Raw genomic sequence first — 4,108 nt, 5'->3', positions numbered from 1 at the left:
GGGATGAAGGGGAGGGCGGGGCGCCCGGTGAGGCTCCACTCTCGTGCGGACCCGTTTCGGGCGGCGCGTCCGCGTGTAAATTCGCCGTGACGCGAGAGGACGTTCTGTATGGCCTACCTGCTGTCGGACGCGATGAAGGATCCGCGCCTCGCCGCCATGCTCCCGGTGGTGGCCGCCGGGCACGCGGCCGCCGAGCGCGCCGTGATCCGCTGGGCCCACACGAGCGAGCAGCTCGACATCGCGCCCCTCCTCCTCGGAGGCGAGCTGCTCCTGATGGAGGGCGCGCTCCTCTCGACCGACCAGGACCCGGCGGAGTGCCGCGAGTACGTGCGGTCTCTGGTGGATGCGGGAGTCGGCGCCCTCGCTCTCGAGCTCTCGCCGCGCCTGCCCGCGGTGCCGCCGCCGATCGTCGCGGCGGCCGACGAGCTCGGCCTCCCCGTGCTCGCCCTGCCCCGGCGCGTCCCCTTCGTGCAGGTCTGCGAGAGCATCAACACCCACCTCACCGAGCAGAAGTTCCGGAGCATCCGACTGGCGGACAGAGTGTCCGGTCTGCTGGCCGACGCGGCCTCCGGGGACGCCGGTGTCGACGAGCTCCTGCAGGTCGTCGCCTCCGCGACGGGCGCCTCCGCCTCGCTCGTCTCGCTCACGGGCGACGAGATCGCCCGCGCCTCGCCCGGGCCGGGCGTCGACACGGAGCCGACGGCCGGGACGTTCTCGAACGTGCTGCACGCGGGCGATTCCCTTTTGGGCACCCTGCATCTGCGGGCCCACGCCGACGCCGACCTCCACGCCGTCGCCGTCGCGCTCGACCGGGCGCCGGACGTCCTCGCGATCGCCGTGCTCCGGCACCGCCCGCCGTCGGTCACCGAGCGGCTGACCGCCCAGCTCTTCGCGATCGCATCCGTCGAGCGCGCGGACCCGGCGGCCGACCTCCAGATCGACGCCTTCCTCGGCCGCCTCGGCGCCGGATCCCGGGAGCGCTACCTCGGCGTCCGGGCCGACACCGGTCACGACGACCGGCGGCTCCGCGCTCTGCTCCGCCTCCTGACGGGCGCGGGAGCGGATCCCGGCCCGGTGCTCTGCGTGGTCGGCTCCGAGCTGCTGGCGCTGCTGCCGTTCGCCACCGCCGCCGCGATGGAGGAGGGCCGCGCGGAGCTGCTGCGCCTCGGCGCCGCCCTCGACTCGGACGCTCTGCTCTGCGTCGGCAGCGGGCTCGGCGGGCAGGAGCGGGTGCCCCGGGAGCTGGCGGAGGTGCGCGGCGCGCGCGAGTGGGCGCCCGCAGGCGGAGTCGTCGACTCGCGCCAGTACCGCCTGGAGCGGTTCGCGAGCTCTCTGCAGGACGATCCGGAGGCGGACGACCTCGTCGAGGAGGTGCTCGGGCCCCTGCGCGCCCAGCGCGGCGAGCTGCTCGCCACCCTCGAGGCCTTCGCGTCGCTGTGGGGGAGCAAGACGGCGACGGCGGCCGCGCTCGGCATCGGCCGGCAGACCCTCTACGACCGCCTCGCGCGGATCGAGGAGCTGATCGGCCCGCTCGACTCGTCGCCGGCCCGCGCCCGGGTCGTCATGACCGCCGTCTTCCTGCACCGGGCGCGCGCGGCGCTCCCGGCGGGCTCGCCTCCGGTCGGGCGGACGTTCCCGCCTCCCGCCGAACGCTGACGCGGCCGGACGGGATCGAACGGCTCAGGCGGGCAGCAGCTCCGCGACGAGTGACTGCACGCGGGCCCTGATGTCGTCGCGGATCGAGCGGACCTCCTCGAGCGGTCGGCCCTTCGGGTCGGCGAGGTCCCAGTCCTCGTAGCGCTTGCCCGGGAAGACGGGGCAGACGTCGCCGCAGCCCATCGTGATCACGACGTCGGAGGCCTGGACCTGCTCGGCGGTCATCAGCTGCGGGACGGCCTGCGAGATGTCGATGCCCTCCTCCGCCATCGCCTCGATCGCGATCGGGTTGATGCTGTCGCCGGGCTCGGAGCCGCCGGAGCGGACCTCGACGGCGCCGCCGGAGAGGGCGCGGAGGTAGCCGGCGGCCATCTGCGAGCGGCCGGCGTTGTGGATGCAGACGAAGAGGACGGTGGGGGCGGCCATCGGGGCTCCTGGTGTCGAGGGGCGGTGCTCGGAGGAGCACGGGGCGAGGGTAGCGCGCCCGGGCGAACGGCTCGCGCGCCTGCGGAGCCGGAGGAGACTCCGACGGCCGGGTCGGGAATATACCCCCCGGGGGTATGTTGCACTCCCCTGGACCGAACCGGAGGAGACACCATGACCGACCACGCCCACCACCACCCGACCACCTGGCGCGCCGCCGCCCTCGCGACCCTGCACTGCCTGACCGGCTGCGCGATCGGCGAGGTCCTCGGCATGGTGATCGGCTCCGCCCTGGGGCTGCCCGCCCTGGCGACGGTCGCCCTCTCGATCGTCCTCGCCTTCGTGTTCGGCTACGCGCTCACGCTGCGGGGCGTGCTCCGCTCCGGAGTGACGTGGCGCGCCGCCGTCGGCATCGCGCTGGCGGCCGACACCGTCTCGATCGCCGTGATGGAGATCGTCGACAACACGGTGGTGCTCGCGATCCCCGGAGCGATGGACGCGGGCCTCTCGTCCGGCCTCTTCTGGGGCTCGCTCGCCGGCGCCCTGGCCCTGGCCTTCGTCGTCACGACCCCGGTGAACCGCCTGCTCATCTCCGGCGGCCGCGGCCACGCGGTCGTCCACGGCCTGCACGGCTGAGCCGCGCGGGCCTCGACAGGGCGCCTGCGGCGGCTGCTCGACCAGCAGGAGGCGCGTGCCGATCGAGCCGCCCGGGCCGCGGGCGCCGCGAGATCCCGTCGGCCGTCAGTCCTGCAGGCGGCGGTAGTGGCGGTTGCGGACCGAGAGGATCGCGCCTCCGATCACCGCCGCGAGGAACGAGCCGGCCAGGACGCCGACCTTCACATGGTCGTCGGACTCGCTGCCCGCGCCGAACGACAGCTCGCCGACCAGCAGCGACACCGTGAATCCGATGCCGGCCACGAACGCCATGCCGATCACGTCCACCCAGCGCAGCGACGGATCCAGGCCGATGCCGCGGAACCGGGTCAGGAGGAAGGTGCTCCCGGCGATGCCGAGCGGCTTGCCGAGCACGAGGCCCGCGATGATGCCCACGGCGATCGAGTCCTGGAACGAGTCGACCAGGCCCGCGACTCCGCCGACCGTCACTCCGGCCGAGAAGAACGCGAAGACCGGCACCGCGACCGCGGTCGAGAGGACGCTCCAGCGGTCGGCGAAGTGCGCGGCGAGGCCGTCGTAGACCGGGCGCCCCTCCGCATCCGACCCCACCTGCACCCGGGCGCGCTTCGTCGCGACGACCGGCACGGTGAAGCCGAGCAGCACGCCCGCGACCGTGGCGTGGATGCCCGAGGCGTGCACGAGCGCCCACGTCGCCACTCCGAGCGGGATCAGCACCCACCAGGCGCGCACGCCGCGCTGCACGCAGACCGCGAAGACCGCCAGCGGCACCAGCGCGAGCAGGAGCATCACCACGTCGATGCCGGCGGTGTAGAAGACGGCGATGATCGTGATCGCGATGAGGTCGTCCACCACGGCGAGCGTGAGGAGGAACGTCCGCAGCGCCGGCGGGAGGAAGCGGCCGACCACGGCGATCACCGCGACGGCGAAGGCGATGTCGGTGGCGGCGGGGATCGCCCAGCCGTCCAGCGCGGCTCCTCCGCGGGGCAGGTTCACCGCGGTGAAGATCAGGGCGGGGACGGCCACGCCGCCGACGGCCGCGACGATCGGCACGAGCGCCGTCTTCGGGTCGCGGAGCTTGCCGGCGACGAACTCCTCCTTGAGCTCGAGCCCGACGACGAAGAAGAAGATCGCGAGCAGGCCGTCGGCCGCCCACGACCCGACGCTCAGCTCGAGGTGCAGGGCCTCGGGGCCGAAGCGGAAGTCGCGGACCGCGCTGTAGAGCGCGGACGCGGGGCTGTTGGCGACGATCAGGGCGAGGAGGGTCGCGGTGAGCAGGAACGCTCCGCCGACCGTGTCCTTCTGGAGGGTCTGGCGGAGTCCCCGCCAGATCGAGTGGGGGGCCTGATCGGCGGGCAGGGGCTGGTGCGGCATGAGGGGTTCCGTCCGGAGGGGT

At 74.0% G+C, this 4,108-nt stretch carries 4 protein-coding genes; 2 read left to right on the top strand and 2 right to left on the bottom strand.

The features are described from left to right. The first annotated feature begins 108 nt into the window (after window positions 1–108). The gene (locus C5C57_RS17340; RefSeq protein ID WP_104247787.1) at window positions 109–1,656 is read left to right on the top strand and encodes a PucR family transcriptional regulator; all 1,548 of its coding nucleotides are present in this window, start codon (window positions 109–111) and stop codon (window positions 1,654–1,656) included. A 24-nt stretch (window positions 1,657–1,680) separates the two neighbouring features. On the opposite strand, the gene C5C57_RS17335 is transcribed toward C5C57_RS17340, so the two are convergent. Continuing rightward, on the bottom strand, window positions 1,681–2,082 hold the full coding sequence (locus C5C57_RS17335; protein WP_104247788.1) for an arsenate reductase ArsC: 402 nt from the start codon (window positions 2,080–2,082) through the stop codon (window positions 1,681–1,683). Between the two features lie 171 nt (window positions 2,083–2,253). Between C5C57_RS17335 and C5C57_RS17330 the strand changes: the two genes are divergently transcribed. Then, window positions 2,254–2,715, top strand: a complete 462-nt coding sequence (locus tag C5C57_RS17330; protein WP_104247789.1) for a DUF4396 domain-containing protein — start codon at window positions 2,254–2,256, stop codon at window positions 2,713–2,715. A gap of 105 nt (window positions 2,716–2,820) precedes the next feature. Here the strand turns inward: C5C57_RS17330 and nhaA are convergent, their stop codons facing one another. Next, window positions 2,821–4,086 (bottom strand): Na+/H+ antiporter NhaA, encoded by a 1,266-nt coding sequence (gene nhaA, locus C5C57_RS17325; protein ID WP_104247790.1) that lies wholly within the window; start codon window positions 4,084–4,086, stop codon window positions 2,821–2,823. Window positions 4,087–4,108: the final 22 nt, after the last annotated feature.

Source organism: Rathayibacter sp. AY1C5 (assembly GCF_002931705.1).
GTDB lineage: Bacteria > Actinomycetota > Actinomycetes > Actinomycetales > Microbacteriaceae > Rathayibacter.
This window is presented reverse-complemented; position numbering and strand designations above follow the sequence as displayed.